Source organism: Rhizobium fabae (assembly GCF_003985135.1).
Classification (GTDB): Bacteria; Pseudomonadota; Alphaproteobacteria; order Rhizobiales; family Rhizobiaceae; genus Rhizobium; species Rhizobium pisi.
The window spans coordinates 99,642-122,543 of the sequence record NZ_ML133657.1 but is presented as its reverse complement, the minus strand read 5'-3'; the positions used below and the strand labels follow the sequence as shown (position 1 = coordinate 122,543).

The window sequence follows — 22,902 nt, the reverse complement described above, 5'->3', positions numbered from 1 at the left end:
AAGGGCTCGGGCATAACTTCAGAGGGTAAGGACAAGAAAATGAAAAAGTTGATGGTCGCAATGATGGCAAGCGCAATGTCGCTTGCGGCAGCCCATGCGATGGCCGCCGACAAGGTGGTGCTGCAGCTGAAATGGGTCACGCAGGGCCAGTTCGGCGGTTACTACGTCGCCAAGGACAAGGGCTTCTACAAGGAAGAAGGCCTCGACGTCGAGATCAAGCCGGGCGGCCCCGATATCGCCCCCGAGCAGGTGATCGCCGGCGGCGGCGCCGATGTCATCGTCGACTGGATGGGCGGCGCGCTCGTTGCCCGCGAAAAGGGTGTTCCGCTCGTCAACATCGCCCAGCCCTACCAGAAGTCCGGCCTGGAAATGATCTGCCGCAAGGACGGGCCTGTCAAAACCGAGGCCGATTTCAAGGGCCACACGCTCGGCGTCTGGTTCTTCGGCAACGAATATCCCTTCTTCGCCTGGATGAACAAGCTGGGCCTGTCCACAGAAGGCGGGCCGAACGGCGTCACCGTGCTGAAGCAGAGCTTCGACGTACAGCCGCTCGTCCAGAAGCAGGCCGACTGCATCTCCGTCATGACCTATAACGAATACTGGCAGGCGATCGATGCCGGCTTCAAGCCGGAAGAGCTGACGGTCTTCAACTATACCCAGATGGGCAACGACCTGCTGGAAGATGGCCTCTATGCGATGGAAGACAAGCTGAAGGATCCGGCCTTCAAGGAGAAAATGGTCAAGTTCGTCCGCGCTTCGTTGAAGGGCTGGAAATATGCGACCGAGAACCCCGATGAAGCCGCCGAGATCGTCATGGACAATGGTGGCCAGGACGAGAACCACCAGAAGCGCATGATGGGCGAAGTCGCCAAGCTCGTCGGCGACGGCTCCGGCAAGCTGGACGAGGCGCTTTATGCCCGCACGGCAAAGGCGCTACTCGACCAGAAGATCATCAGCAAGGAACCCTCGGGCGCCTGGACGCACGACGTCACCGACGCCGCCGCCAAGTAATTACGCCAGGATGCGAAGCGAAACGCGCGGAGAAATTTCCGCGCGTTTTTTATTTTTCCCATTTAGATGATAAAAACGCCTTGCAGCTGTCGCATTTATCCCAAGTCAAACGTCATTGGGGGAGAAGCTCGATCAATCATCGTAATGTTCGCATAACCCTGCGATGATTGATTCAGGTTATGATGGTAATTATTATCGCCTCATGGGGAATTGTTTTCCACCGGGCTTGCATATCGAGCAAATCGATACCAACTAGAAGCCGATTTGCCGGCGAGGGATGAAGACGGCAAACGATGTGTGGATACCCCTGAGAATGCAGGAAAGGCGGTGGCCTGGTCGCGAGCTGAAATGGCAGACGCGCGAGTTCGGCTAACCTTGTGACAAGATTGGACCAAGACGCATGGTACTTAAGCCGTTTGGAATTCTAGGAACATCCACTTTTTTTGCAGCGGCTCTCGCTGCATCCGTCGCATTTTCGCAGGAAGCCCCGGTCGCAAAGCCGCAGCAGAACCTGCCGGCAATCGTCGTCACCACCGCGGTGAACCGCACCCTCGTCGACCGTGTCATCGGCACGGGAACGGTCAAGCCCGTCGAGGAAGTCTATATCCAGCCGCAGGTCGAGGGACTCTCGATCCGCACGCTCAAGGCCGATGTCGGCGACAAGGTCCAGGCGGAAAGCACACTGGCGACACTCAACGACGACGCGCTGGTGCTGGGGAAAAGCCAGATGATGGCGACGAAGGCCAAGGGCGAGGCGACCCTTGCCCAGCTGCGCGCCCAGCTCATCGAGGCGCAGGCCAATGCGGAACAGGCAAGGCAGCAGCAGGCCCGCGCCCAGGAAATGGGCAAGAAGGGCACGGTTTCCACCGCCCAGGTCGAGCAGGCCGATGCGACCGCCGCCGCCGCCAATGCCCGCGTCGTCTCCGCCGAACAGGCGATAGAGGTCGCCGAAGCCGATCTCAAAGTCTTCGACAGCCAGATCGCAGATGCGGATCTGAAGCTGGCCCGCACCGCCGTCAGGACGCCGGTCGCCGGCACGGTCGCGGCAAAGAATGCCAAGGTCGGCGCCATTGCCGCCGGCAACGGAAATCCGCTGTTCACCATCATTCGCGACGGTGATGTCGAGCTTGTCGCCGAAGTCGCCGAAAGCGATATCGTCAGGGTCATGCCGGGTCAGAAGGCGACGGTTTCGCTCTCCGGCAGCCGTGAAAAACTTTCCGGCGCCGTGCGCCTGGTGTCGCCGACCGTCGATCCAGTGACCCGCCTTGGTCTCGTCCACATCTCCATCGACGACGACAGCAAGGCGCGTTCCGGCATGTACGGCAGCGCCGAGATCATCGTGCGCGAGGCCGAGGGTGTATCGCTTCCCCTGACCGCGGTTCTCACCGGCAGCGAGGGATCTTCCGCCCGCAAGGTCGAGGGCGGCGTGGTAAAATTTGCGAAGATCGAAACCGGCATTCAAGACGGCCCCTATGTCGAGATCATCAGTGGATTGAAGACCGGCGACGAGGTCGTCGCCAAGGCGGGCGCTTATGTCCGCGACGGCGACCACATCACGCCGGTGCATGAGCAGCCCTCGGCTTCCAACTAAAGAGACCATCCGATGAATTTTTCAGCCTGGTCCATTCGAAATCCCATCGCGCCGCTTCTGGCCTTCTGCCTGCTGATCTTCATCGGCATGCAGTCTTTCAACTCGCTGCCGATCACGCGCTTCCCCAACATCGACGTGCCGCTCGTTTCGATCAGCGTGACGCAGAGCGGCGCCTCGCCGGCCGAGCTCGAAATGCAGGTGACGAAGGAGATCGAAGACGCGATCGCCTCCATCACCGGCATCGATGAAATCCAGTCGACGGTGACTGACGGCAGCTCACAGACCAACGTGATGTTCCGGATGGAAGTCCCGACGGAACAGGCCGTACAGGACGTCAAGGACGCGATCGACCGCATTCGCAGCGATCTGCCGGCCACAGCCGAAGCACCGATCGTCACCAAGGTCGATGTCGAGGGCCAGGCAATCCAGACCTTCGCCGTTTCCTCGCCCGACATGTCGCTGGAAGAACTCTCCTGGTTCGTCGACGATACGATCAAGCGTGCACTGCAGGGCCAGGCCGGCATCGGCCGCGTCGACCGTTACGGCGGCGCCGAGCGCGAAGTGCGCATCGAGCTCACTCCCGACAAACTGAACGCCTACGGCATCACCGCCGCAAGCGTGAACCAGCAGCTGCGCGGCACCAACGTCGACCTCGGCTCGGGCCGCGGCCAGGTGGCGGGCAGCGAACAGGCGATCCGCGTTCTCGGCGATGCCCGCAACGTCGCCGAGCTTGCAGACACGACGATTGCGCTGCCGAGCGGCCGCTTCGTCAAGCTGTCCGAACTCGGCGCCATCAAGGATACCTACGAGGAACCAAAATCCTTCTCGCGCTTCAACGATACACCTGTTGTCACCTTCGGCGTCTTCCGTTCGAAGGGCGCAAGCGAGGTCAGCGTCGCCGAAACCGTGGGCAAGAGTCTCGACAAGGTTCGGAGCGAAAACCCGAACGTCAAGATCGAGATGATCGACGATTCGGTCTATTTCACCTACGGCAACTACGAAGCCGCCATTCATACACTGCTCGAAGGCGCGCTGCTCGCCGTCATCGTCGTCCTTCTGTTCCTCAGGAACTGGCGCGCGACCCTGATCTCGGCCATCGCCCTTCCGCTCTCCGCGATCCCGACCTTCTGGGTCATGCACATGATGGGCTTCTCGCTGAACCTCGTCAGCTTCCTCGCCCTGACGCTGGCGACAGGTATCCTCGTCGACGACGCGATCGTGGAAATCGAGAACATCGCCCGCCATATCAAGATGGGCAAGACGCCCTATCGGGCGGCGATCGAGGCGGCTGATGAAATCGGCCTCGCCGTCATCGCCACCACCTTCACCATCATCGCCGTCTTCGTGCCCGTTTCCTTCATGCCGGGCATTCCGGGCCAGTATTTCATCCAGTTCGGCCTGACCGTTGCCTTCTCCGTCTTCTTCTCTCTGCTGGTCGCGCGCCTCATCACTCCGATGATGGCCGCCTATCTGATGCGCGCCGAAGACGGCGTCGATGACCATCACGACAATGACAGCCTGCTGATGCGTGGATACACGCGCCTCATACGCGGCACGACCGGGCGCTGGTACACGCGTTATGCGACGCTGCTTGTGGCATTCGGTTTCCTGGCCGGTTCCATTTTGCTGCTAATGCAGGTTCCCGGCAGCTTTTTGCCGCCGGAAGATGCCTCGCGCATCGTTCTCTCCGTAGAGCTGCCGCCCAATGCACGGCTCGACGATACCGAGAAGACGACGGATGCGATCTACGACAGGGTCAAGGACATCAACGGCGTCGAAAGCGTCTTCGTCCTCGGCGGCGCATCGCCGAAGGGGGAACTCGAACTGCGCCGTGCGACCATCACGCTGGCACTTCACAAGCTCGACCAATCGCTGATCAAGAAGATGGTCAACGACGGGCTCGGCCATATCCCGGTCATCGGTCCGATGCTGCCGAAGGTGGAAGTCCACGGCCGCGAACGTCCGCAATGGAGTATCGAAAAGGAAGTCTTCGCCAAGCTGCACGATATTCCAGACGTTCGTATCTTGAAGCTCAACGACCGCGGCGAACGCGACCTCTCCTTCAACTTCCTCTCCAAGAACGAGAAGGACCTGAACGACGCCGTCGGCATTCTGGAATCCAAGCTTCGCGCCGACCCGCTGCTGGCCAATGTCAGCGCCGACGGCGCCCTGCCCCGCCCGGAACTGCAGGTCTACCCGCGCAAGAACGAGGCCGCCCGCCTCGGGATCACTCCGCAACAGATCTCCGAGACGATCCGCGTTGCCACCATTGGCGATGTTGATGCGGCCCTTGCCAAGATCTCGCTTGACGATCGCCAGATCCCGATCCGCGTCCAGGCTGCGCTCGATATGCGCCGCGACCTTGCGGCCCTCCGGGCATTGAAGATCCAGACCGCCAGCGGCGGCACCGTTCCGCTCTCGAGCGTCGCCAATATCGACTATTCGGAAGGCGTCAGCTCGATCAAGCGCAACAACCGCTACCGCGTCGTCTCGATCGGCTCCGACCTGCCGCAGGGCGTGGCGCTCGACACTGCTTCGGCCCGGTTCCGCCAGATCGTCGACGAGGCCAAGATCCCGGCCACGGTGCATCTTGCCGAAAGTGGCGACACCAAGGTGCAGTCCGAGATGCAGCAGAGCTTCGTCAACGCCATGTTGATGGGCCTCCTGCTGGTGTTGACCGTGCTGATCCTGCTCTTCAAGGACGTGATCCAGCCCTTCACCATCCTGTTCTCACTGCCGCTCGCCATTGGCGGCGTCGCAGCCGCCCTGATTCTCACCAGCAATCCGCTGTCCATGCCTGTCATGATCGGCATCCTGATGCTGATGGGTGTCGTCACCAAGAACGCCATCCTGCTCGTCGATTTTGCGATCGAGATGCGCCACCAGGGCATGGCCCGCGTCGAAGCCATGGTCGAAGCCGGCCGCAAACGTGCCCGGCCGATCATCATGACCTCGATCGCCATGTCGGCGGGCATGCTGCCTTCCGCGCTCGGCGTTGGCGAGGGCGGCTCCTTCCGCGCGCCGATGGCGATCGCGGTGATCGGCGGCATCATCGTCTCGACGGTGCTCTCGCTTGTCGTCGTGCCCTCCTTCTTCCTGATCATGGACGATCTCTCCCGCCTGCTCGGCTGGATGTTCGGCCGCCTGGTCGGCAGGAAGGACGAGGAGGACCTGCCGCTCTCGCGCGAGGATCTCTCCCGCGTTACCCGCGAAAACCAGAGCGACATCGACGCGCTGGACGAGCGCCTGACTGCGATCGAAAAGCCGGACAGCAAGCGCAAGAGCGCCAACGACACCAACGTGCTTCGCTTGCCGCCCTTCGCGGCGGAGTGAACAAACGCCAGAAAGCGGACGGGCCGGGACGATCTCCCGGCCCGTTTCGTTTTGCCGATCGTTTTCGCATTTGAGCGAAATCAATTCCACCGCCGTCTCCCTCCTTTATCTTGGCCGGCATGCACGGGAAATCGGAAAGACAGGCTGTTGCCGGAGGCTGGGAGATGGAGCGAACGCCGACATCCGGCGGGCATGAAATGACCATGCTTGCCGAGGCCGACATCATGACCGGGCTCGACCATGACGAAGCCGCGGCGCTGCGCGCCTGCGCCACCGTCCGCCTCTGCGATCCGCACGAGATCCTTTTCGAGGAGGGCGAGAAAGCCGCCTATTTCTACTGCGTGCTCAGCGGTTATATCAGGCTCTATCGCAGCAACGGCGACAACAGGTTTGCCGATATCCGCATCTGCGAGCCCGGCGACAGCTTCGCCGAATGCCTGATCCATGCCGAAGCGATCTATCGCTACGGCGCACAGGCAGTGGACCATAGCGTGCTGGCGTGCTTCGACCTTGCCAAGATACGACCCTTGCTTGAGGAGCGCCCGCGGATCGGCAAGGCGATCATGCGCAGCCTGTCGCTACATCTAATCTCGACGATGGAATGTCCGGCGGGCGACCGCATGCAGACCGCGCCGCAGCGCGTCGCCCATTATCTGCTGACCCACTGCACCGAAAACGGTGCGGCCGCCTCGCTGCGGCTGCCTTTTCCGAAAGGCCTGCTTGCCCGCAAGCTGGGTCTCGCGCCGGAAGCGCTCTCGCGCGCCTTCTCGACGCTGAAGACGGCAGGTGTGACGGTGCGCGGCCGGGCCATCGCAATCAGCAACGTCGATGTGCTGCGGCAGGTCTGACCGTCCTTGTCGCCAGGAGGGGAAACCCGTCGCGGTCAGTCTTCCACCACCTCAATCTCGGGACTGCCGGCGAGGATGAGCCGCAGGCGGCCGCGGTCAACGCGCTCGAGCATGATCGAGCCCGCCTTTTCCTCCAGTCGCCGGCGCAGCAAGATCAGCCGGGTCTCCAGATTGTCCTTGAAATCAGGCAGCTGCAGGCGCCGGTCGCGGCGGATCTCGCGGTTCAGGAAGTCCTGCTTGCCGGTGCGCGCATAGTCTTCGAGGAAATGCAGGAGCAGCCGCCCCGGCACGCCGCGGATGAGATAATCGTCATCGACGAACAGCGAACCGTCGCGTGGGTAGAAGCGCACGGCGATGCGCCGGCCGGCGGGCACGCTGCCGGAAGGGTCGGCCGGCGCATCGGCCTTTTCGCGCCCGTTCGTCTCCCCCCGCTCGCGTTCCTCGGAAAGGAAGGAGAGCGCGGTGGCCAGATGCGCCGCGATCACGACCAGCGCCTCCTCGTCACGATGGCGGAAGGTAAAGCGCTCGATCGATTCCGAAAACAGCACGCCGACGAGCCTTCCCCGCGCGACAAGCGGCAGCGCGATCTGGCTGAGCGGCTTGTCAAGCGCCGGAAGCGGGATCGGCGTCTCATCCTCGACGCCCGCCATGGTCCGCACCGCCTGGATGTAGCGCTGGCCGCGGCTCAAGTCGGTGATCCGCACATTGCGCCGCCGCTCGGCCGCAACGCCGATAATGCCGCGCCCGGGAGGAACCTCGGCGCCGAAGCCGAATTGGTCGTAGCCGCGGCTGGCGATCGTCGTCAGCCCGCCGCGTTCGCCGTCCGGCACCAGCACCATGGAATGGTTGTAGCCGAAGAGCTTGCCGAGGCCCTCAAGCGTCACGTCGAGCAGCGTTTCCGGATCGCTGCACGCTGACATCCGTGCCGTCAGCCTCGCCACCTTGCCCATCAGGTCGGGCAGCACGAGCGGCTCCGGCTCGACCAGCGGATTGGCGGCCGGCACGGCCCGACAGTCCTCCATCCGGTAGATGTCGACGGCGCGCAGCTTCATGATTCCGGTCATCCGGCTTTCCAGGATCGCCAGATGGATCGCCACCCGCTCGAAGGTCTCGCTCTCCGTCTCGGAGCGCTCGAACATCAGGTCGAGCACATGCTGCTGGCCGCTATAACCGTCGACGACCATCACGGTCGCGAGCCCGTTGCGCGCCACGTTGGTGGCGGTTTTGGAGAAGAACTGGTTGGAGAGCGCGACATGCGTCTCGTCTACGTAATGCACGTGCGAGAGATAGGAGATATTGGGCATTCCGTCCGCATCGGTGGTGGCGATGACGGAGGGAATGATACCCTCGAAACTGTCCCGTAGCCTTTCGAGCGGAATCATGCGACGGCTTCCGGCGTCAGCCTGCGTCCGGCGCCCGGTCCGGGCGTCTGCTCGAAGATCTCCTGCGGCTCGATCGTCATGCAGACGAGTTCCTGGTCCGAGAGCGTGCTCGAGAGCTGCATCCGGGTGACCCCGAGCGCCAGCATCCGCGCGAGCTGTTCTGCGACATAGGCCTGGCCCAGTGCCCGGAAGGCGGCATCCGCCGGCCCCGCCTCCAGGACCCGGCCCTTGATCTGGTAGGCCTTGTAGTCGGCGGCCCGCACAAAGGTCGTGGCAATCGGCCGGCCGGCCAGCGCCTCTCCCGCGGCATCAGGCCATTGGCTGCCGGAGGCGAGAAAGTGCAGATGCCCGCTCTGCCGGTCGACGCGTACGCCGGAGCCGCGGCCAATCATCGGCCGGCCGGCCTCGTCGCGCGTCGCGAACAGGATCATGACGGGACTCTCTATGAATTCCACAAGTTCCGGCCCCAACAATGCTTTCCCCCCCGATGTCAGGCGATGATAGTTAGTTAGGATATTCTTAGCAATCGTTCCAATTGCTTAGGATGGTTTTAGGAAGCGTCTCGCAAAGGCCTCGGTTATCTCACGGCCATCAGCCCGGCGCACATAAGGAGGCGCCGGCCAACGAGAGGAAAACCATCGTGAGCCACGAATTCTCGCTTACCAGCATCCCCGATCTCAACGGCCGTTACGACATTTACGGCGCGATACACAAAGGCCTGCGCAAGGCCGGCTGCGACCTGCTCGGACGCCTCGGCACGGCCGATTTCCAGAATGTCGAGGAGACGGTCTTCCTGATCGGCGATCTGCGCCATTATCTGATGCTTGCCGCCTCCCACGTCAGTCACGAGGACGACAATATCCACGTGGCGCTCGCCGCCAAAGGCGTCTCGACCGTCACGCTGGACGAGCAGCACGACGACCACCGCACCGCCTTCCGCGAGCTGGAAGAACTTGTTGTCGCCTGGGAGAACGCCTGGCCGCTGCACAAGTCCGCCTGCGGCCGCAAACTTTATCTCGCCTTTGCCGCCTATATCGCCGACGACTTCGCGCATATGCATGAGGAGGAGGCGGTGACCGGCCCTCTGCTGTGGCGCAACTTCACCGACCAGGAAATATTCGGCATCGAAATGCGCATCATCGGCTCCCTGCCGCCGGAGAAGAGCATGGCCTTCATGCGCCTCATGATCCCGGCGATCAATCCGGCGGAGCGTGCGGCACTCCTGGGCGCCATGAAGAAGGATGCGCCGCCGGAAATCTTCCAGGCAGTCATCGACTTCGCCGTCCGTCCGGGGCTTTCGGCCGGCGACTTCGCCATGCTTGCCGACGCGCTGAAGCTGGCCGCCTGAAAGGATTGCTGCGGGCGGAGGATCGAGGCTCCGCCCGTGGCATCGCCGAGCATTTCTGGAGAAGAACCATGTGCAAACCGAACGGCAAGGCCGGCATTCCGGCCGCGTGTCCGCGCCGCGGCGGATGTCGCGGCTGCGCCATGCTGCTTTCCGCCCTGGCGGGGGAGGGAAGCGCCTCGCGTCTTGACGCGCTCGTCAAAGAAGGACGCCCGCCGCCCGCGTCGGAGAACCGCTCTAGGTCAATTCGGGCTAAATCTAGAGCCCGCCTTGCTCTCTCAGGAAGCTGACGATCGAGCTGACACCGTCGCCGCGCTTCATGTCTGAGAACACGAACGGGCGGCTCGCGCGCATGCGCGTCGCATCCCTGTCCATCACCTCGAGATCGGCGCCGACATGGGGTGCGAGATCCTTCTTGTTGATGACGAGCAGGTCCGAGCGGGTGATCCCCGGCCCGCCCTTGCGCGGGATTTCCTCGCCCTGGCAGACGGAGATGACATAGATAGTGATATCGGCAAGGTCAGGCGAAAAGGTCGCCGCCAGATTGTCGCCGCCGGATTCGATGAAAACAACGTCGAGATCGGGGATACGCTCGTTGAGGCCGGCGATCGCCTGGAGATTAATCGTCGCATCCTCGCGAATGGCGGTATGCGGGCAGCCGCCCGTCTCGACGCCGACGATGCGGTCCGAAGGCAGTGCCTGCATGCGCACCAGCGCCTCGGCATCCTCGGTCGTATAGATGTCGTTGGTGACGACGGCGACGGAATAGTCGTCGCGCATCGCCTTGCAGAGCTTTTCCGTCAGCGCCGTCTTGCCCGAGCCGACCGGTCCGCCGATGCCGACGCGCAGAGGTCCGTTTCTTGATTTCATGTGTCTCACTCCAATCGAACCCGATGATAGCGCCGCCGCCGGCGAGCGCCACCGTCAAATGACGCAGCTCCCGCGGAAATTTTGGACCCTTATGAGCGGAACAGCCGCGTCACCTGGGTTTCGTGGCGCAGGCTCGCTATATCGGCCTGCACCGTCGCCGACCCCAGATCGTCGAGCGTCGAGACGGTCGCCCGCCGGGCGATCTCCGCAATGTGCTCTTCGAGACCGGCAAGGACCGCAACACCGTCCTTCTGTCCGGTGACGCCGAGACGGATGCCCGCCGAAACCGCCTGTGAGGCATAGGCATGCAGGAAGGCGGCGAGCGCCTTCTCGGGCGAGATACCATGCGCGCCCGTCACCGCCCCAACAGCAACGGGATAGGCAGCCTTCTGAGGCAACCTTTCGAACACGCCGTCCGGCCAGGCTCGCGCAGCCGCGAGGAAGGCCTCGCCGAGCAGCATCGTTTCCTGATGGCGTTCACGCGATCCGGCAAGCGCCTCGGCGAGTGCGGCGATTTCGGCAAGGAGCGCGGGATCCACATGGCGCCTGTGGCTTTCGGCCATCAGCACGGCATCGTTCCAGGCCGAACCATGGCCGATCAGCGTCCCGATCCAGGCCGCAAGCGAGGCCGCATCGGTGACCAGCCCATCGGCCACCGCCCGCTCCAGTCCGCCCGAATAGGCAAAGCCGCCGATCGGAAAGGCCGGCGAGAGCCATGCCGTCAGGCGCAGCAATGCCTGTAGCTCGCGATCCCCAGTCATCGCGCCTCAGTCGTGCTTGTGGCCGTGATGCCCGTGACCATGGTCGTGGTCATGGTCGCAGTTGTGATCATGTTTGTGGTCATGGTCATGCACGTGATCGTGGTGTTCGTTCCCATGGGCATGGCTATGTCCATGACCATGTGCGGCATGCCCATGATCATGCGAATGCCCGCCCTGGGAATGATAGGCTCCCCGCGCCGGCTGGAAGGGCTCGTCGATCTCCAGCACCGAGGCCCCCAGTCCCTGCAGCATGGCGCGGATGACATGATCGCGCAGGATGACGATGCGGTCTTCTTCGATCTGGGCGGCAAGATGACGGTTGCCAAGATGCCAGGCAAGCTCGACGAGATGCACGCGATCGCGTCCGCGAATTTCGAAGAGCTTCTCGTCGGCCGCAAGAATCTCGATCAGTTCGCCGTCCTCGCGCACCAGCAGGTCGCCATTGGCGAAAAGCACCGGATCCTTGAGATCGAGCATGACCATCTCGCCGTTTTCCAGATGCAGGAGCTTGCGGCGAAGATGGCGCAGGTCATGCGGCAGCTTGACCTGGGCGGTCGGATGGGAAGAAGGAGTGCCGGCGGGAAGATATGAGGTGACGCGCTGCATGATATGTCCGTTTTGATGAGACGACGACCATGCAAAATAGCCTTTCCCGATGCAAGCACCAATGACCTTTCGCTTGCGTCTCGGCTTTTATATTCCGTAGGCCTGCATCACGTTGTCGCTGCCCGTGCCCCGGCTCTCAGTGCCGAAGCCGTTTTCGGCAAGCCCGTGCCAGGCATGCTGCAGACCTTCCCGCTCGTGCACAACGCGATTGCGCCCGAGCGCCTTGGCGAGATAGAGCGCCCGGTCGGCCGAAGCATAGACCTGCTGTTTGCTGCGCCCGGCGACGAGATCGGCGACGCCGCCGGAAATGGTGATGGCGATATTATGCCCTTCCGCCGTGATCGGCCTGCCGGCGATGCGCGCTTGCACGGCCTGAATCCGTTCCAGCCGTGCCTCCAGCGGTTCGCCTGAAACGATGACGCCGAATTCCTCGCCGCCGAGCCGCGCGACGACGGACAATTCGTCGAAGGCCGACGTCAGCACGGCCGAGACCGCCATGATGACCGCATCGCCGCAGGCATGGCCGAAGCGATCGTTGATCGCCTTGAAGCGATCGACGTCGAAAATGACAAGGGAGGCGTTGTCCTCGGTGGCATCAAGCGCCTCCGTGAAGGCGCGCCGGTTCAACAGGCCGGAGAGTGTGTCCGTACGGCTGAGCTTTTCGAACTCCGCCCGCGACAGCGTCAGCTCGTGCATGGTGAACCCCGCGGCCAGCGACAGCATGCCGGAGACCGTCCCGCCGACGAGCCAGGAAAAAATGGCGGCGAAGCCGATCGCATGCGGCAGCGTCATCGGCAACAGCCCAAAAAAACCGAGCGGCGGTATCGTCAGCGCGATGATGACGCCGGAGAGAATGACCGCGAGAAAGCTCATCTTCAGCGCGAAGACATAGACGTTCCTGCGGTATTGAAAGTTGCCCAAATCGGCCTGCAGCGACATCCAGTTTCTCATGAGAATCAACCTTCCTGCCCGGCGTTGCAAGGCATTGATAAGAGCCCAATTGCTGCGGGTGTCTTAATCGACTCGTTAAAATTCGAACGGTTTCTGACGATTCGGTATACAGATTTTTTCTAGCAGGGGATGCAGATGTCCAATCCCTGAATCGGACAGCACAGAGAGACAGTTAGATAATTGAAATAAAAGCGCTTTTTTGCGCTGTCCTGCGGGGCTGTTCCAGAATGGTTTAACTGGGGAAAATACTGGTTTCTCCCCTGATTTTTACAACCGAATGGAGAGTGCCATTCACAATTTAGTTTAAGAGCGGAATGGCCGTCGGTTGCTTCAATTGTAGACACCGACGGATAAACGCAATGATTGTGGAAGCGGGTTCCATAAGCCGGTTCGAAGCCCGGCCGAGCGCAAAGCTGCGGCGGTCCAGGTGTTGCAGCCGAAGAGAGCGTTGAAGTATCCCTTGGCTTCGAAGAACCGGTCGATCTCGCCGTAACCCGCATCGGGGATCGGTACGATCTCGCCTGTGTCACGGACGAAGCTATCCACCATGAAGTGACGCAGCCGCACCAGTTGATCGTCGCTGATATCGAATGCCGTGACAGCCGGCTGCGGCTCGGTGATATGACCGGCGAGATCCACATGCAGCACCGAACGGTCGATTGTCAGCGCCCGCAGCACGGGCATCGGCTTCAGCTCCGCCCAGGTCGGGGTTTCCAGATAGAAGGCGCGGCCGCCCCAGCCGATGACGAGCCATTCCGCATTCGGATGGCCGAGCGGAAAACCGGTATCGTCCAGAAAGGAAAATGCCGCCCGCGTCTCCTCGTCGATCGGAATGGCGATATCGGTATGAATCGGTCCCGATAGCAGGAGAATCCGCTGCGTCGCCTCCGTGGACGACGCCTTGATAGGAGCAATCAGCGGCCGCGGAATGAAGGTTCCGCCCGCAGCCAGAGCCACGAGCAGGACCATGATCCGCATTAGCCAGCGCATGCCGGTCAGCACGGAATGGCCGGCTAAAACAGGAAATAGCGCTGCGCCATCGGCAGCACCGTCGCCGGCTCACATGTCAGCAATTCGCCGTTTGCCCTGACTTCGTAAGTCTCCGGATCGACCTCGATCTCGGGTGTCAGGTCGTTGTGGATCATCGACGCCTTGGAGATGCCGCCGCGCGTATTTTTCACCGCCACGAGTTCCTTGGCGACGCCGAGCCTGCCCTTCAGGCCGGCATCGAGCGAGGCCTGGCTGACGAAAGTGACGGAGGAATTGGTGAGACTCTTGCCGTAGGAGGCAAACATCGGCCGGTAGTGGACCGGCTGCGGCGTCGGGATCGAGGCGTTCGGATCACCCATGGGTGCTGCCGCGATCGAGCCGCCGAGCAGCACCATATCGGGCTTCACGCCGAAGAAGGCTGGGTTCCACAATACGAGGTCGGCGCGTTTGCCGACTTCGACCGAGCCGATCTCATGGCTGAGACCATGGGCGATCGCCGGGTTGATCGTGTATTTGGCGATATAGCGGCGGACGCGGAAATTGTCGTTGTCGCCCTTTTCCTCCTTCAGCCGGCCGCGCTGGCGCTTCATCTTGTCGGCCGTCTGCCAGGTGCGGATCGCCACCTCGCCGACACGGCCCATGGCCTGGCTGTCGGACGAGATGATCGAGAAGGCGCCGATATCGTGCAGGATGTCTTCGGCTGCGATGGTCTCCTTGCGGATACGGCTTTCGGCAAAGGCGATATCCTCGGGGATCGACGGCGACAGGTGATGGCAGACCATCAGCATGTCGAGATGCTCGGCAATCGTATTGACGGTATAGGGCCGCGTCGGATTGGTCGACGAGGGAATGACGTTCGGCTGGCCGCAGATCTTGATGATATCAGGCGCATGCCCGCCGCCTGCGCCTTCTGTATGGAAGGCATGGATGGTGCGGCCCTTGATGGCGCCGATCGTATCCTCGACGAAGCCGCTTTCGTTCAGCGTATCCGTGTGGATCATCACCTGCACGTCGTATTCGTCGGCGACCGAGAGGCAGCAGTCGATGGCGCCCGGCGTCGTGCCCCAGTCCTCATGCAGCTTCAGCGAGGTGGCGCCGGCCAGCACCATTTCCTGTAACGCACCCGGCAGCGAGGCATTGCCCTTGCCGGCAAAGGCGAGGTTCATCGGGAAGGCGTCGGCGGCCTCGATCATGCGCGCGAGATGCCAGGGACCGGGCGTACACGTGGTGGCGAGCGTGCCATGCGCCGGCCCTGTGCCCCCGCCGAGCATGCAGGTTATGCCTGACATCAGCGCTTCCTCGATCTGCTGGGGCGCGATGAAGTGGATGTGGCTGTCCATGCCGCCTGCTGTCACGATCTTTCCTTCGGCGGCGATCGCCTCCGTGCCCGGGCCGACGATAATGTTGACGCCGGGCTGCATGTCGGGATTGCCGGCCTTGCCGATCGCAACAATGCGCCCGCTCTTGAGCCCGATATCGGCCTTGTAGATGCCCGAATGATCGACGATGACGGCATTGGTGATGACCGTATCGACCGCACCATCCGCCCGCGTCACCTGGCTCTGGCCCATGCCGTCGCGGATCACCTTGCCGCCGCCGAACTTCACCTCCTCGCCATAGGTCGTGAAATCCTTCTCGATCTCGATGAAAAGCTCCGTATCGGCAAGGCGTACCTTGTCGCCGGTGGTCGGTCCGAACATGCCGGCATAGGCGGCGCGCGAGATCTTATAGGGCATCCATCAGGCTCCGTAGGAGGAAGAAACAAGCATTTTTCCGTCAAGCCGCGTTATGCGGCCGGCGGCAACATAAGTATCGACAAGCTGCCTTTCGGCGCCGAACGGGTGCCATTCCCAGCCGGCGTGACCGAAGCCGGCCAACACTACCTCGGCGTCGGCAAATTTATTCAGCACCTCGGCGATGACGATCATGCCACTGCTCGGCACGACGTAAGGTGCGGGATCAAAGGCCGAAAGCGCCGCATCCACGGCCTCGTGTACCGACTTGTCGATGACGAGGTGCGTCTTAGCTGTCTCGGCGCAAAATGCACTGAACGCATCTGTATAATCGTCGCAGAAATCGTCGAGTTCAGGATGCGAGACGGCAAGCGGCGCCCGCAGTGCCTCGAATTTTTCCGGGTCGCGCACGCTCCAGATCTCGGCGGCCGAGACGACGCCTGGATGGGCGCGCCATTGCTCAGAGCCGAGCATCGCCTTTGCCGGCCTGCCGGTATTGCAGACCGCGACGGCATCGGTACAGCTGCCGCCGGCGCCATAGGAGCGGCAATCGTTGAAGCGGATGACGAAATCGGCAGCATCGATGACGCCAGCCGCTCCTTCCCCGATCTCACCATTGCCGACGATCATGATCTTGCTCGCCACCTCAGTTGCTCATCGAATCTTCGAGCTCTTTCAGCTCTTTCGTGCGTTTGTCCGTGATATCGGCGAGGCATCCTGCGACCAGCATGGGCTCCATCGTGCCACCGCGCGCCTGGAAGCCGGCGGCATCGCATTCGGCATCACGATAATCGATCCAGGCGCGCTGCGCCTTGACCAGCGCCTGCTCCGCGCCCTTCATATCGCCGTCCAGATCCTTGTCGATCGCCACCATCGCGGCGCGCGTTTTCTTATATTGCGCGTTCAGCGCCTTGTCGGCGGTCTCGTGGCGCGCCGCCTCGCAGGAGGTCATGTCCGATTGCGTCTGGGGGTTCTTGCAATCGATATCCTGGGCAGAAGCCGCGCCTGAAATCAGCAGCATCGCCACCCCGACGAGGCAGATATTCAAACGCATGCGTCCCTCCCGCTTGTTTAGAGCTTGCCCATCACCAGCTGACGGAAACCATAGACCTCGCGCTTGCCGGAAAGCGGGATCAGCGTCACCGAGCGGGTCTGCCCCGGCTCAAAGCGCACGGCCGTTCCGGCCGGAATATCGAGCCTTTTGCCGTGAGCCGCCGCGCGGTCGAAGGAAAGCCCGGCATTGGTTTCGGCGAAATGGTAATGGCTGCCGACCTGCACCGGCCGGTCGCCCGTATTGGAAACCTCCAGCGTCACCGTCGGCGCGCCGGCATTGAGTTCGATGTCGCCGCTTGCGGCAATGATCTCGCCCGGAATCATCTCATTCTCCTTAAGCCGCCTTGGGCGCGCAGCCCTCAGCTTTCAGCACACGCTTCGTCGATGCCGGATTTTTGGCGAGCATCGCGACCGGCCGAACCGGCCTAGCGACGAGATTGCCGCCGCAGTTCGGGCAGACACCCTTCAGCACGTTGTCCACGCAATCGGCGCAGAAGGTGCATTCATAGGTGCAAATCCGCGCCTCAGCACTATCCGGCGGCAAATCCTTGTCGCAGCACTCGCAATTGGGCCTGAGTTCCAGCATATCAACTCCTCACCGGATCGGTTCGTGCACGGTGACGAGCTTGGTCCCATCGGGGAATGTCGCCTCCACCTGCACGTCATGGATCATCTCGGCAACGCCCTCCATCACCTGACTGCGGTCGATCACATGGGCGCCGGCCTCCATCAGTTCGGCGACCGGGCGGCCGTCGCGAGCGCCTTCGACGACGAAATCGCTGATCAGCGCGATCGCTTCGGGATAGTTCAGCTTGACGCCGCGCTCCAGCCGCCGGCGCGCCACGATCGCCGCCATTGAAATCAACAGCTTGTCTTTTTCTCTCGGAGTGAGGTTCATCGCTTGTCCATCTGCTGCGTGCTTGAATTCACAGATTCCAGACTTTCGGCACAGGCGCACCGTTGCGCAAGGTGGAAATGACCGGGATCAGGATTTTTCTGAGCGAGAAGCCGTCAGGCGCGGCAAGGCGCACGATGAGCTTGTCGCTCCAGGCGCTCGCTCCGCCCATCGGCCCTTCGACGAGCGGCCGCACCTTGCCGAGATAGGCCTCCGCCAGCGGCCCCGCATAGAGCAGCGTCGCAAAGGCCACCTGCCCGCCGAGCACGGCCTGGCGCGCGGCAAGGGCCGCCACGCCATCGGAAAGCCTGAGTTCCTCGGCATGGATCAGACGGCCGGACCGGCGGATACGCCAGCGGTCGCGGAAAAGCCCCGTCTCCATCATCTCGCCCATCGCCTTGCGCCCGAGCAGCACGGCTTCGACGGCCAGAAATTCGGCTTTCTCGTCAAGATCGACATCCAGCCGGCGAGACAGCGATGCGCGGTCGAAAAGGATCGTCTCCTGCGGCAGCCAGTCGACGCGGGCACCCGCGCCGACCTCGATCGTGGTCGAAACCTCCGCCGTGCCGGCCGAAGCCTTGTAGATCTTCTCGCAGGCCTGGGTGGTGACGTCGATCCGCGTACCGGCGCCGGCAACGACGCTCCAGGCCATGCGGTCACCGCCTGTCAAACCACCAGCGGTATTGATGATCACGGCTTCCATCGAAGCATCGAAGGTATCGGGCAGGCGGATCTTTGCCGCGCCCTCCTGATAGAGTTCGCGGATACGCGTGCGGCCATCGAACAGCTTTGCCGCCAGATGCCCACGTCCTTCCGCTCTTTGCGGTCTCGTGCTCGCCGCCGCAATCGTCATATCGTCCTCTTCGGCCACGCCACCGGTTTTCATTCAATCGCGCGGATGACGGAAAGCAAGCAATTCCCATGCCGTCCAGGTAAACCTTTGGCAGCGGCGGAAGGTTTTGCCAGACGCCGCACCCTCTGCCGCAAAAAGCGGCATCTGCCGATCAGACGGTCAGATGACGGCGCGCTTCCGGCGTATCCAGCGTTTCGGCAAGCCCTTCATGCACGATCTCGCCGCGGTCCATGATGTAGACGTAGTCGGCAAGTTCACGGCAGAAATCGAGATACTGTTCGACGAGCAGGATCGCCATGCCTGTGGAATCACGGAGATAACGGATCGCCCGGCCGATATCCTTGATGATCGACGGCTGGATGCCTTCTGTGGGCTCATCAAGTACGAGGATCTTCGGCCTTGTCACCATGGCGCGTCCGATCGCCAATTGCTGCTGCTGCCCGCCGGAAAGATCGCCGCCGCGACGCGACAACATCGACTTCAGCACCGGGAAGAGACTGAAGATATCGTCCGGAATGTTGCGGTCACGGCGGCCAAGGGGCGCGAAGCCGGTTTCGAGATTTTCCTTAACAGTCAGCAACGGGAAGATCTCCCGCCCCTGCGGCACATAGCCGATGCCCTGCTTGGCGCGGGCAAAGGGCGGCAGGCCGTTGAGCCTGGTGTCGTTGAAGGTGACGGTGCCGGCCGAGAGCGGATGCTGGCCGGTGACAGCGCGCAGGAGCGAACTCTTACCGACTCCGTTGCGACCCAGCACGCAGGTGATCTTGCCCATCTCCGCCTTGATGGAGATGCCACGCAGCGCCTGGGCGGCGCCATAGTGCAGGTTTGCGTTTTCGACTGTCAGCATGATGCCGTCTCCTGGCGCGTTGCAGCTGCAAAAACCCCTCCCCAACCCCTCCCCACAGGGGGGAGGGACAAACTCGGAGCTACCGTCCCACGTCCCGGGAGATCATAAGAAAGCTGGCAATCGCAGCGGTGAGCGAGCCGCTTGGTTAAGCCCCTCCCCCTTGTGGGGAGGGGTTGGGGAGAGGTCGAACCCGCAGCGATAACAAAGAGTTCAATCATCCCTCACCGCCCCAAATAGTTCTCGATCACCTTCGGATCGGAGCTGACGAAATCGATCGATCCTTCCGCCAGCACCGAGCCTTCCGCGAGGCACGTGACCTTGACGCCGAGGTCGCGGATGAAGCCCATGTCGTGCTCGACGACGACGACCGACCGGGTCTTAGCGATATCCTTGAGCAGGATCGCCGTCTCCGCCGTTTCCGCATCCGTCATACCGGCCACCGGCTCGTCGACCAGCAGCAGTTTCGGCTCCTGCGCCAGCAGCATGCCGATCTCTAGCCACTGCTTCTGCCCATGCGAGAGATTGGCGGCGAATTCGTCGCGGCGGTGGGTCAGCCGCACCGTTTCGAGGATTTCCTCGATGCGCGCCTTGTCTTCTCCCGAAAGCCGATAGAACAACGTCGAGAACACGCCGCGACGGCGGTTCAACGCCAGTTCCAGATTGTCCCAGACCGTATGGCTTTCGAAGACCGTCGGTTTCTGGAACTTGCGGCCGATGCCGAGCTGCGCGATGTCGGCCTCGTCCTTCTTGGTCAGGTCGATCGTGCCGTTGAAGAAGACTTCGCCTTCATCGGGCCGGGTCTTGCCGGTGATGATGTCCATCATCGTTGTCTTGCCGGCGCCGTTCGGGCCGATGATGGCGCGGAGTTCGCCGGGCTCGATGACGATCGAGAGCGAATTCAGCGCCTTGAAGCCATCAAAGGAAACCGAGACGCCGTTGAGATAGAGCACGCTGTTAGGTTTGACGTCGGGAATCATGGCGCTCACTCCGCTGCCTGGATTTTCGGCTCGAGATCGTCTTCCTGCGCCGCGGGCGGGGCAGCATTGGAGACGGCTTTCCGTTTGCCGAGATATTGCGCGATCGTGCCGACGACGCCCTTCGGCAGGAACAGCGTGACGGCGACGAAGAGGCCGCCCAGCGCAAACAACCAGATCTCCGGGAAGAGGCCGGTGAAGATCGTCTTGCCGCCGTTGACGAGGATCGCACCGATGATCGGCCCGATCAGCGTCGCCCGTCCGCCGACCGCCGTCCAGATGACGACTTCGATCGAGTTGGCCGGTGCGAATTCGCCGGGATTGATGATGCCGACCTGCGGCACGTAGAGCGCGCCGGCAATGCCCGCCATCATCGCCGAGACGACGAAGGTGAAGAGCTTGAAATGCTCGACGCGGTAGCCGAGGAAGCGCGTGCGGCTCTCCGCATCGCGCACGCCGACCAGCACCTTGCCGAATTTCGAGCGCACGATCGCCGAGGCGATCACCAGCGACAGCGCCAGGAAGACCGCGGTCGCGGCAAAGAGGCTTGCGCGCGTGCCGTCCGCCTGGATGTTGAAGCCGAGGATGTCCTTGAAATCGGTCATGCCGTTATTGCCGCCGAAGCCCATGTCGTTGCGGAAGAAGGCCAGCAGCAGCGCATAGGTCATCGCCTGGGTGATGATCGAGAGGTAGACGCCGTTGACACGCGAGCGGAAGGCGAACCAGCCGAAGACGAACGCGAGCAGGCCCGGCACGACGAGCACCATCAGCGCCGCGAACCAGAAATGGTCGAAGCCGTACCAGAACCAGGGCAGCTCCTTCCAGTTCAGGAACACCATGAAGTCAGGGAGGATCGGATCACCATAGACGCCGCGCGAGCCGATCTGGCGCATCAGGTACATGCCCATCGCATAACCGCCGAGCGCGAAGAAAGCGCCATGGCCGAGCGAGAGGATGCCGCAGAAGCCCCAGACGAGATCGAGCGCCAGCGCCAGCAGCGCGTAGGTCAGATACTTGCCGAACAGCGCCATGATATAGGTCGGGATGTGCAGCGGATGGGCCGGGCCGGTTGCGAGATTCAGCACCGGCACGAGAATAGCGATCGCCAGCAACAGGGCGACGGCGATGGAGATCCTGCGATCGAGCGACCGGAGAAGGAAGGCCGTTATCATGCTTCCACCGCCCTTCCTTTGAGTGCGAAGAGCCCGCGCGGACGCTTCTGGATGAAGAGAATGATGAGGACGAGCACCAGGATCTTGCCGAGCACGGCGCCGGCGAAGGGCTCGAGGAACTTGTTGACGACGCCGAGTGAGAGTGCGCCCACCAGCGTGCCCCAGAGATTGCCGACACCGCCGAAGACGACGACCATGAAGCTGTCGATGATGTAGGATTGGCCGAGGTTCGGCGAGACGTTGTCAATCTGGCTGAGCGCCACGCCGGCGATGCCGGCAATGCCGGAGCCGAGCGCGAAGGTGAAGGCATCGACCCAACCGGTGCGGATGCCCATCGAGGAAGCCATGCGCCGGTTCTGCGTCACTGCCCGCATCTGCAGGCCGAAGGCGGAGCGCTTGAGCAGCATCAGCAGCGTCAGGAACACGACCATCGAGAAGACGATGATCCAGAGCCGGTTCCAGGTGATGGCGAGCCCGCCGAGATCGAAGACGCCGGACATCCAGGTCGGGTTGCGGACCTCGCGGTTGGTCGGGCCGAAGATGCTGCGCACTGCCTGCTGCAGGATCAGCGACACGCCCCAGGTGGCGAGCAGCGTTTCGAGCGGCCGGCCGTAGAGATAGCGGATGACCGCGCGCTCGATCACCAGACCGACGAAGCCGGTAAAGACGAAGGCCGCAGGCACGGCAAAGGCCAGCGAATAATCGGCAAGCTCCGGAAAGGCGGAGGTTATGTATTCCTGCACGACATAGGTCGTATAGGCGCCGATCATCACCATTTCGCCATGCGCCATGTTGATGACGCCCATGACGCCGAAGGTGATGGCAAGGCCGATCGCGGCAAGCAGCAGTACCGAGCCGAGAGACAATCCGTACCAGATGTTCTGGACGATATCCCACAGCGCCAGACTGCGATTGATGGAGCTGATATCCGCCTGGATCGCCGGTTTCAGGTCTTCTGGCGCGGTTTCGAGTGTGGTCGTCAGGATGGTCAGCGCATCGCGATTGCCGCGCGCCGCAATCGTATCGATCGCAGCCTTCTTGTCTTCGACGCTCGCATCCGTCTTGAGCAGCAGCACAGCGCGCGCCGCTTCCATCGTATTCTTGATCTCAGCGTCCTTCTCGGCCGCAAGCGCCGAGTTCAGCAGGTCGAGATTGGCGGGATCAGCATCTTTCAGCAGACCCTGCGCCGCGGCAAGCCGCGCGGAACGGTCCGGGCTCATCAGCGTCAGCTGGCTGGTGGCGGCGCTGATGACGCCGCGAAGCGCGTTGTTGATCTTAACCTTTGTCATCAGATCCGGATCGACATCGGCCGCGGCTTCGCCGGTGATCGGATCGGAATAGGTCGGTTCGTCATCCGTACCACCCTGGAGGAGAACCGGGCCGCCATCGGAATTGACGTAGAGAAGGCCGTCGCTCAACTGCTGCAGGATCTGGCTGACATGCTGGTCCTTGGAAGCGACCAGCGCTTTGATGGCCGCTTCTCGTTCCGGAAAGTCGCCGACGCCGAGCGCGTCGATGAGCACGTGGATATCGTCCTGGGCCTGGACTTCGCTCGAGATTGTCAGGCCCAAAAACGTCAGACCCGGAAATGTCAGGAAAACCGTGATGAGGAAAATCTTTACGGCGCGATACATCGGCTTTCTCGCCCTTGATAGTGTTGGCCTCGCGGCGCGATCGCTGGGACAGA

23 protein-coding genes are annotated in these 22,902 nt (G+C 62.3%); 5 read left to right on the top strand and 18 right to left on the bottom strand.

Going from position 1 to position 22,902, the window contains the following annotated elements; translation table 11 throughout:
- Window positions 1-39: 39 nt before the first annotated feature.
- The 4 genes from EFB14_RS24960 to EFB14_RS24945 all read left to right on the top strand — a co-directional run bounded on the left by EFB14_RS24960 (window position 40) and on the right by EFB14_RS24945 (window position 6,783).
- Window positions 40-1,011, top strand: a complete 972-nt coding sequence (locus EFB14_RS24960) for an ABC transporter substrate-binding protein (protein WP_125845233.1) — start codon at window positions 40-42, stop codon at window positions 1,009-1,011.
- 400 nt (window positions 1,012-1,411) lie between these two features.
- A complete protein-coding gene (locus EFB14_RS24955) occupies window positions 1,412-2,602 on the top strand; it encodes an efflux RND transporter periplasmic adaptor subunit (RefSeq protein ID WP_126829294.1) in 1,191 nt (396 codons plus the stop codon).
- A gap of 12 nt (window positions 2,603-2,614) precedes the next feature.
- Window positions 2,615-5,935 carry an efflux RND transporter permease subunit gene (locus tag EFB14_RS24950; RefSeq protein WP_126829293.1) on the top strand — a complete coding sequence of 1,107 codons (3,321 nt, stop codon included), beginning with the start codon at window positions 2,615-2,617 and terminating at the stop codon, window positions 5,933-5,935.
- Window positions 5,936-6,099: 164 nt separating this feature from the next.
- Window positions 6,100-6,783, top strand: coding sequence for a Crp/Fnr family transcriptional regulator (locus EFB14_RS24945; RefSeq protein WP_126829292.1), 684 nt, complete (start codon window positions 6,100-6,102; stop codon window positions 6,781-6,783).
- 35 nt (window positions 6,784-6,818) lie between these two features.
- On the opposite strand, the gene EFB14_RS24940 is transcribed toward EFB14_RS24945, so the two are convergent.
- Together EFB14_RS24940 and EFB14_RS24935 are read right to left on the bottom strand one after the other, a co-directional pair.
- Window positions 6,819-8,165, bottom strand: coding sequence for a GAF domain-containing protein (locus tag EFB14_RS24940; protein WP_126829291.1), 1,347 nt, complete (start codon window positions 8,163-8,165; stop codon window positions 6,819-6,821).
- Window positions 8,162-8,635 (bottom strand): hypothetical protein, encoded by a 474-nt coding sequence (locus EFB14_RS24935; RefSeq protein WP_245438304.1) that lies wholly within the window; start codon window positions 8,633-8,635, stop codon window positions 8,162-8,164. Before EFB14_RS24935 ends, EFB14_RS24940 begins: the two co-directional genes overlap by 4 nt.
- Before the next feature lie 170 nt (window positions 8,636-8,805).
- On the opposite strand from EFB14_RS24935, the gene EFB14_RS24930 reads away from it, so the two are divergent.
- Window positions 8,806-9,513, top strand: coding sequence for a hemerythrin domain-containing protein (locus EFB14_RS24930; RefSeq protein ID WP_126829290.1), 708 nt, complete (start codon window positions 8,806-8,808; stop codon window positions 9,511-9,513).
- 255 nt (window positions 9,514-9,768) lie between these two features.
- Here the strand turns inward: EFB14_RS24930 and ureG are convergent, their stop codons facing one another.
- The 16 genes from ureG to urtB all read right to left on the bottom strand — a co-directional run bounded on the left by ureG (window position 9,769) and on the right by urtB (window position 22,849).
- Window positions 9,769-10,380, bottom strand: a complete 612-nt coding sequence (gene ureG / locus EFB14_RS24925; protein WP_008534592.1) for an urease accessory protein UreG — start codon at window positions 10,378-10,380, stop codon at window positions 9,769-9,771.
- 89 nt (window positions 10,381-10,469) lie between these two features.
- Window positions 10,470-11,141, bottom strand: a complete 672-nt coding sequence (locus tag EFB14_RS24920) for an urease accessory protein UreF (RefSeq protein WP_126829289.1) — start codon at window positions 11,139-11,141, stop codon at window positions 10,470-10,472.
- A 6-nt stretch (window positions 11,142-11,147) separates the two neighbouring features.
- A complete protein-coding gene (locus EFB14_RS24915; protein ID WP_126829288.1) occupies window positions 11,148-11,747 on the bottom strand; it encodes an urease accessory protein UreE in 600 nt (199 codons plus the stop codon).
- 87 nt (window positions 11,748-11,834) lie between these two features.
- Window positions 11,835-12,698 (bottom strand): GGDEF domain-containing protein, encoded by an 864-nt coding sequence (locus EFB14_RS24910; RefSeq protein ID WP_126829287.1) that lies wholly within the window; start codon window positions 12,696-12,698, stop codon window positions 11,835-11,837.
- Between the two features lie 330 nt (window positions 12,699-13,028).
- Entirely contained in the window at window positions 13,029-13,700 is a 672-nt protein-coding gene (locus EFB14_RS24905) for a TIGR02117 family protein (RefSeq protein ID WP_126829286.1), read from the bottom strand.
- 11 nt (window positions 13,701-13,711) lie between these two features.
- A complete protein-coding gene (ureC, locus tag EFB14_RS24900) occupies window positions 13,712-15,424 on the bottom strand; it encodes an urease subunit alpha (RefSeq protein WP_126829285.1) in 1,713 nt (570 codons plus the stop codon).
- A 3-nt stretch (window positions 15,425-15,427) separates the two neighbouring features.
- Entirely contained in the window at window positions 15,428-16,051 is a 624-nt protein-coding gene (locus tag EFB14_RS24895) for a Urease operon accessory protein (protein WP_126829386.1), read from the bottom strand.
- Between the two features lie 16 nt (window positions 16,052-16,067).
- Window positions 16,068-16,475 carry a lysozyme inhibitor LprI family protein gene (locus EFB14_RS24890; RefSeq protein WP_126829284.1) on the bottom strand — a complete coding sequence of 136 codons (408 nt, stop codon included), beginning with the start codon at window positions 16,473-16,475 and terminating at the stop codon, window positions 16,068-16,070.
- 17 nt (window positions 16,476-16,492) lie between these two features.
- A complete protein-coding gene (locus EFB14_RS24885) occupies window positions 16,493-16,798 on the bottom strand; it encodes an urease subunit beta (RefSeq protein ID WP_003542314.1) in 306 nt (101 codons plus the stop codon).
- Between the two features lie 10 nt (window positions 16,799-16,808).
- Window positions 16,809-17,060, bottom strand: coding sequence for a DUF1272 domain-containing protein (locus EFB14_RS24880; protein ID WP_126829283.1), 252 nt, complete (start codon window positions 17,058-17,060; stop codon window positions 16,809-16,811).
- A gap of 9 nt (window positions 17,061-17,069) precedes the next feature.
- Window positions 17,070-17,372, bottom strand: coding sequence for an urease subunit gamma (locus EFB14_RS24875; protein WP_126829282.1), 303 nt, complete (start codon window positions 17,370-17,372; stop codon window positions 17,070-17,072).
- A gap of 28 nt (window positions 17,373-17,400) precedes the next feature.
- Window positions 17,401-18,222 carry an urease accessory protein UreD gene (locus EFB14_RS24870; protein ID WP_126829385.1) on the bottom strand — a complete coding sequence of 274 codons (822 nt, stop codon included), beginning with the start codon at window positions 18,220-18,222 and terminating at the stop codon, window positions 17,401-17,403.
- Window positions 18,223-18,373: 151 nt separating this feature from the next.
- Window positions 18,374-19,069 carry an urea ABC transporter ATP-binding subunit UrtE gene (urtE, locus tag EFB14_RS24865; protein ID WP_027683363.1) on the bottom strand — a complete coding sequence of 232 codons (696 nt, stop codon included), beginning with the start codon at window positions 19,067-19,069 and terminating at the stop codon, window positions 18,374-18,376.
- A gap of 221 nt (window positions 19,070-19,290) precedes the next feature.
- A complete protein-coding gene (gene urtD, locus EFB14_RS24860; RefSeq protein WP_020397630.1) occupies window positions 19,291-20,046 on the bottom strand; it encodes an urea ABC transporter ATP-binding protein UrtD in 756 nt (251 codons plus the stop codon).
- A 5-nt stretch (window positions 20,047-20,051) separates the two neighbouring features.
- On the bottom strand, window positions 20,052-21,215 hold the full coding sequence (gene urtC / locus EFB14_RS24855; RefSeq protein ID WP_126829281.1) for an urea ABC transporter permease subunit UrtC: 1,164 nt from the start codon (window positions 21,213-21,215) through the stop codon (window positions 20,052-20,054).
- Window positions 21,212-22,849, bottom strand: a complete 1,638-nt coding sequence (gene urtB / locus EFB14_RS24850) for an urea ABC transporter permease subunit UrtB (protein WP_126829280.1) — start codon at window positions 22,847-22,849, stop codon at window positions 21,212-21,214. Before urtB ends, urtC begins: the two co-directional genes overlap by 4 nt.
- Between the last annotated feature and the right edge of the window lie 53 nt (window positions 22,850-22,902).

Coding starts and splice junctions, on each gene's coding strand:
- urtB (WP_126829280.1), bottom strand. CDS start 22,849: ATGTATCGCGCCGTAAAGATTTTCCTCATCACGGTTTTCCTGACATTT.
- EFB14_RS24960 (WP_125845233.1), top strand. CDS start 40: ATGAAAAAGTTGATGGTCGCAATGATGGCAAGCGCAATGTCGCTTGCG.
- EFB14_RS24875 (WP_126829282.1), bottom strand. CDS start 17,372: ATGAACCTCACTCCGAGAGAAAAAGACAAGCTGTTGATTTCAATGGCG.
- EFB14_RS24895 (WP_126829386.1), bottom strand. CDS start 16,051: ATGATCGTCGGCAATGGTGAGATCGGGGAAGGAGCGGCTGGCGTCATC.
- EFB14_RS24955 (WP_126829294.1), top strand. CDS start 1,412: ATGGTACTTAAGCCGTTTGGAATTCTAGGAACATCCACTTTTTTTGCA.
- urtE (WP_027683363.1), bottom strand. CDS start 19,069: ATGCTGACAGTCGAAAACGCAAACCTGCACTATGGCGCCGCCCAGGCG.
- EFB14_RS24885 (WP_003542314.1), bottom strand. CDS start 16,798: ATGATTCCGGGCGAGATCATTGCCGCAAGCGGCGACATCGAACTCAAT.
- EFB14_RS24880 (WP_126829283.1), bottom strand. CDS start 17,060: ATGCTGGAACTCAGGCCCAATTGCGAGTGCTGCGACAAGGATTTGCCG.
- EFB14_RS24910 (WP_126829287.1), bottom strand. CDS start 12,698: ATGAGAAACTGGATGTCGCTGCAGGCCGATTTGGGCAACTTTCAATAC.
- EFB14_RS24920 (WP_126829289.1), bottom strand. CDS start 11,141: ATGACTGGGGATCGCGAGCTACAGGCATTGCTGCGCCTGACGGCATGG.
- EFB14_RS24940 (WP_126829291.1), bottom strand. CDS start 8,165: ATGATTCCGCTCGAAAGGCTACGGGACAGTTTCGAGGGTATCATTCCC.
- urtC (WP_126829281.1), bottom strand. CDS start 21,215: ATGATAACGGCCTTCCTTCTCCGGTCGCTCGATCGCAGGATCTCCATC.
- EFB14_RS24870 (WP_126829385.1), bottom strand. CDS start 18,222: ATGACGATTGCGGCGGCGAGCACGAGACCGCAAAGAGCGGAAGGACGT.
- ureC (WP_126829285.1), bottom strand. CDS start 15,424: ATGCCCTATAAGATCTCGCGCGCCGCCTATGCCGGCATGTTCGGACCG.
- EFB14_RS24950 (WP_126829293.1), top strand. CDS start 2,615: ATGAATTTTTCAGCCTGGTCCATTCGAAATCCCATCGCGCCGCTTCTG.
- EFB14_RS24915 (WP_126829288.1), bottom strand. CDS start 11,747: ATGCAGCGCGTCACCTCATATCTTCCCGCCGGCACTCCTTCTTCCCAT.
- EFB14_RS24890 (WP_126829284.1), bottom strand. CDS start 16,475: ATGCGTTTGAATATCTGCCTCGTCGGGGTGGCGATGCTGCTGATTTCA.
- ureG (WP_008534592.1), bottom strand. CDS start 10,380: ATGAAATCAAGAAACGGACCTCTGCGCGTCGGCATCGGCGGACCGGTC.
- urtD (WP_020397630.1), bottom strand. CDS start 20,046: ATGATTCCCGACGTCAAACCTAACAGCGTGCTCTATCTCAACGGCGTC.
- EFB14_RS24945 (WP_126829292.1), top strand. CDS start 6,100: ATGGAGCGAACGCCGACATCCGGCGGGCATGAAATGACCATGCTTGCC.